At 67.0% G+C, this 4,231-nt stretch carries 4 protein-coding genes, 1 tRNA gene and 2 pseudogenes; 4 read left to right on the top strand and 3 right to left on the bottom strand.

Features of this window, described 5'->3' with window-relative positions:
* Positions 1–88: 88 nt before the first annotated feature.
* Complete coding sequence (locus ACFWI9_RS28070) at positions 89–1,228, bottom strand: ABC transporter ATP-binding protein (protein WP_387166189.1); 1,140 nt, start codon at positions 1,226–1,228, stop codon at positions 89–91.
* Between the two features lie 182 nt (positions 1,229–1,410).
* Between ACFWI9_RS28070 and ACFWI9_RS28065 the strand changes: the two genes are divergently transcribed.
* Positions 1,411–1,487: transfer RNA gene (locus ACFWI9_RS28065), tRNA-Thr, on the top strand.
* A 69-nt stretch (positions 1,488–1,556) separates the two neighbouring features.
* Here ACFWI9_RS28065 and ACFWI9_RS28060 read toward each other — a convergent pair.
* Positions 1,557–1,811, bottom strand: a pseudogene (locus tag ACFWI9_RS28060) (tyrosine-type recombinase/integrase); the annotation flags it as partial.
* Positions 1,812–2,055: 244 nt separating this feature from the next.
* Positions 2,056–2,835, bottom strand: a complete 780-nt coding sequence (locus tag ACFWI9_RS28055; RefSeq protein WP_387166187.1) for a GntR family transcriptional regulator — start codon at positions 2,833–2,835, stop codon at positions 2,056–2,058.
* An 18-nt stretch (positions 2,836–2,853) separates the two neighbouring features.
* Here ACFWI9_RS28055 and ACFWI9_RS28050 point away from each other — a divergent pair, with 18 nt between their 5' ends.
* The 3 genes and pseudogenes from ACFWI9_RS28050 to ACFWI9_RS28040 form a co-directional block, all read left to right on the top strand.
* Complete coding sequence (locus tag ACFWI9_RS28050) at positions 2,854–3,318, top strand: NUDIX hydrolase (RefSeq protein WP_387166185.1); 465 nt, start codon at positions 2,854–2,856, stop codon at positions 3,316–3,318.
* A gap of 23 nt (positions 3,319–3,341) precedes the next feature.
* Positions 3,342–3,551, top strand: coding sequence for an e9imm peptide (locus ACFWI9_RS28045; RefSeq protein ID WP_387166183.1), 210 nt, complete (start codon positions 3,342–3,344; stop codon positions 3,549–3,551).
* A gap of 432 nt (positions 3,552–3,983) precedes the next feature.
* A pseudogene (locus ACFWI9_RS28040) lies at positions 3,984–4,231 on the top strand (hypothetical protein); the annotation flags it as partial.

Genomic DNA, 4,231 nt, shown 5'->3' with positions numbered 1-4,231 from the left:
CCCACAGCGCGCCCGCGGCCCCCCCCGCCCCCCACCCCCCGCCCCCACCCGCTCACAACCACCGTCAGTCGCTCAGTCGCTCAGTCGCTCAGTCGCTCAGTCGCTCGCCGGTCGACGTCGAGAAGACATGCGTCTCACCCGGCTGCGGAACGACATGCAACTCGGCGCCCTTCGCCGGCAGGTTCCGCCCGTTCACCCGGACCACCAGGTCCTTGAACCCACCGCCGACCTCGGCGCTCCCGTACACATAGCCGTCCGCACCGAGCTCCTCGACGACGTTGACCGTCATCGCCAGACCGGCGGGCGCGTCCGCCGCGCTCTTCGACAGCGACTGCGCCGCAGCGGCGCCGTTCAGCTCCACCACATCGAAGTGCTCGGGCCGCACGCCCACCGTCACCGTACGGTCGCCCCGGTCAGCGGCAGCGGCCAGCGCCTCACGCGAAACGGGCACCACACTGTTGCCGAACCGCACACCGCCATCGGTGATCGGCACCTCGACCAGGTTCATCGCCGGAGACCCGATGAAACCGGCGACAAAGAGGTTCGCCGGCCGGTCGTACATGTTCCGCGGCGTATCGACCTGCTGAAGGAGCCCGTCCTTCAGCACCGCCACCCGGTCGCCCATCGTCATGGCCTCGACCTGGTCATGCGTCACGTACACCGTGGTGATCCCGAGCCTGCGCTGGAGCGACGCGATCTGCGTACGCGTCGACACACGCAGCTTCGCGTCCAGGTTCGACAGCGGCTCGTCCATCAGGAACACCTGAGGCTCCCGCACGATGGCCCGCCCCATCGCCACCCGCTGCCGCTGCCCACCGGACAGCGCCTTGGGCTTGCGGTCCAGGTAATCGGTCAGATCGAGGATCTTCGCCGCCTCCTCGACCTTCCGCCGGATGGTGTCCTTGTCCACTCCCGCGATCTTCAGCGCGAAGCCCATGTTCGCCGCCACGGTCATATGGGGGTAGAGCGCGTAGTTCTGGAACACCATGGCGATGTCCCGGTCCTTCGGCGGGAGGTGGGTGACATCCCGGTCACCGATCCGGATCGCTCCGCCGTCCACGTCCTCCAGTCCCGCGAGCATCCGCAGGGAGGTGGACTTACCGCAGCCCGACGGGCCGACCAGAACGAGGAACTCCCCGTCCGCGATCTCGATGTCGAGCCCGTCGACGGCGGGCTTGGTGGAGCCCGGATAGATCCGGGATGCCTTGTCAAAGGTGACAGTGGCCATGCTGATGTGTCCCTTCACCGGCAGGAACGTGCCGGACGATCCGAGTAAAGGAAGGATGGGTCTAGTCCACCATGGTGAACTTCCAGGCGACGGTACCCGGCAGCAGCCCGTTTTGTCAGTAGCTGCCGGGCGGGGGAATTCTCGACCGGGGCCACTCAAGTGCGGTTACACTCATCCGCAACGCCTCCTTAGCTCAGCTGGCCAGAGCACCGCTCTTGTAAAGCGGGGGTCGTCGGTTCGAACCCGACAGGGGGCTCCAGCGAAAAGGCCCCCAACCGATCATGGTTGGGGGGTCTTTGACATCCACGGCTGACATCAACGGCGGCGGTCACTCACGGCCGGGCCGCCTCTTGAGCAGCCGGTCCATGTGACTGATCGCCTCCCTCTGCGTGTCCTGCACGACGTGTGTGTAGACGTCCATCGTCAGGCTGATCTGGCTGTGGCCGAGGATCTCCATCACGACCCGGGGCGCGACCCCGGCGGCGGTGAGCAGGGTGGCGCAGCCGTGCCGGGCGTCGTGCAGCCGGACGAGTCGGAGACCGGCCGCTTCGCTGACACGGACGAAGGACCGTCGTACCGGTCTCAGCGTCCATCGCGCGCTCACCGGTACGACGGTCTTTCACCTTGGGCTGCGGGGGCTGAGCCACCATCACGGAGGCGGCGGATGTGTCGACGGGGATCTGGCGCACAGAGATCACTCCTCTAGAGGTGTTGGACTCCGTCACTCATGTATATGAGTGACATGAAGAAGGGTGCAGCACTCCTGTGCATGAGTCAACCCGCCGCGACGAAGAAGTCCCGGCGGGTTGAGAGAAGTTGAGGATGTGTCAGTCGACGGCGGGGATGCGGTACTCGAAAACGAACTGGTCAGCGGCCATGAGTGTGTCGCAGACCTCGACCACGCGCCCCTGTTCGGTGACGGCGTTCCGCAGCAGGTGAATCACCGGCGCACCAGGGCTGAGCGCGAGTTCGGAGGCTTCGGCCTTGGCGGCCGGCCGGGCGGTAAGTGTCTCGACGAACTCGGTGAAGACATGGCCGTCGTCCTCCAGGCGGGCGTAGATGCCACCGGGGCCAGGGTTCTCGGAGAACAGCTGGGGGATGTCCTTGACGACGTCCCACGGAAGGTACGACGTGGCAGTCTCGACCGGGACGCCGTTGCGGAAGTAGAGGCGTCGCCGGGCGAGCACCTGGGCGCCGACGGGAACGTCCAGCCGCTCTGCGATCCCCTCCGGGGCCTCCATCGGACCGATGTAGAGAACGCTCACCTTAGCGGTGGCGCCAGACCGGGCGGACTCTGCGAGGTAGGCCGCCTTGCCGCCGCGGCGGTGCGAGGCGCGGAAGCGATCCGAGGAACGCAGCCGCACGGGCGGCCGGTCCTTCACGATCGAGCCCTTGCCATGGCGCGTGTCCACGAGCCCGCTCGCCCGGACCTCCACCATGGCCTTACGGATCGTCCCGCCAGAAACGCCGTAACGCTCCACCAGCTCGGATTCACTCGGCACCAGGTCACCCGGCTTGAGGACACCCGCCCGGATCTGCTGGACGATCTCCTCGGCGATCTGGACGTACCGCGGTACGGCCCTGCCACCCCCTACAGCTGTTCCCACAGTCCTTCTCACTCTCCTATGCTCCTGTATATGAGTAACAGCGCCCGCGAGACCCAGTCAACGCCACTGCACTCCGTGTCGGTGGCGGGAGCCGTGGTGCGTGAAGACGGGCGACTCCTGGCGATCCGCCGCGCGGACAACGGCCGGTGGGAGCTCCCGGGCGGAGTTCTCGAACTCAACGAGTCCCCCCAGGAGGGCGTTGCTCGCGAGGTATGGGAAGAGACCGGCATCCGCGTCGAGGTGGACGAGCTGACCGGCATCTACAAGAACATGACGCGAGGCGTCGTGGCCTTGGTCTTCCGGTGCAAGCCCTCAGGTGGCATGGAGCGAACTTCCGACGAGTCGACAGCAGTTGAGTGGATCACGCCCGGCGAAGCCTCCGAGCTGATGGCCGAGGCCTACGCGGTCCGTCTCCTCGATGCGCTGGACGGGGCCGGACCCCACGTCAGGTGCCATGACGGCCGTCGATTGATCACGGCGTAGTGAACAGCGAACACCACATGAGGATGAGCCGCGGTGAGGCCATCCCGCTCGTGCAATGCCTGATGGACGGCTCGGTCACCGACGAGGACCAGGCCGACGCGATCCTGGACGCACTGCAACGCGGACTCGCATGCCCCCACGTCAGCGACTACATCTTCTGGGACTCCGATCCGGAGCTAACCGCCGAGAAGGTCGTTGATCGAGCCCTGGCGTACAAGCCGATCTCCCTCTGAGCGAGCAGCGCGGTAAGAGTTTCTCTACTTCATCAAGGCGCTTCTGCCGCGCAAGCGCGGCAGCGCGCGGCCCGTCGGCCGGGCCGCCGCTCCTGTCTTCGCCCCACGGCCACCCGGCCGCCGGCCGCACGCTGAAACGGCGAAGGGTTGACGTGGGAGGGGCCCGCCGTGGCTGGGGCGGTCGGCTCCGCGGCTTTAGGCAGCCGCCATGGGGCAAGCCTCTAAGATCATGGCCCCGATCGGGCAATTGCGGGCAGGCGAGGAGCCAGCCCGATTCGCGGCCAGCGTAAGGGGCCATGATCTCTCGCCCCATGGCAGCTCCCGCCCAAAGCCGCTCCACCGACCTACTGCCGCCACGTTTCCACCTCGGGAAAGCCGCTGGTAACCGCGCCCTTGGTCAGGCAGGCTGAAGGCGACAGACAGGGGGTGCCCATGAGTAACGGCAACGAGCGACTGGCGCCGTTGCGCTGGCTCGCCATCGAGCGGGCCGCCGGCCACCAGGTGGGGTCGAACCGCTTGATCGATGCCGGACTCGAAGCTCTGCTCGCGGGCGTGGACAGCCCCAGCCTCCCGCTCCTAGCTGGCCTAGGTGTACTGCCCAGGGACGTTGGTCAACCTGGTGATGGGTGGTTTGCCGCCGGTTGCGGTGTGGGGGCGGTGGTGATTGTAGTGATGGAGCC

The sequence above is a fragment of the Streptomyces sp. NPDC127084 genome (assembly GCF_042724175.1).
In the GTDB taxonomy this organism is placed as follows: domain Bacteria; phylum Actinomycetota; class Actinomycetes; order Streptomycetales; family Streptomycetaceae; genus Streptomyces.
This window is presented reverse-complemented; position numbering and strand designations above follow the sequence as displayed.

Coding starts and splice junctions, on each gene's coding strand:
- ACFWI9_RS28070 (WP_387166189.1), bottom strand. CDS start 1,228: ATGGCCACTGTCACCTTTGACAAGGCATCCCGGATCTATCCGGGCTCC.
- ACFWI9_RS28050 (WP_387166185.1), top strand. CDS start 2,854: ATGCTCCTGTATATGAGTAACAGCGCCCGCGAGACCCAGTCAACGCCA.
- ACFWI9_RS28045 (WP_387166183.1), top strand. CDS start 3,342: ATGAGCCGCGGTGAGGCCATCCCGCTCGTGCAATGCCTGATGGACGGC.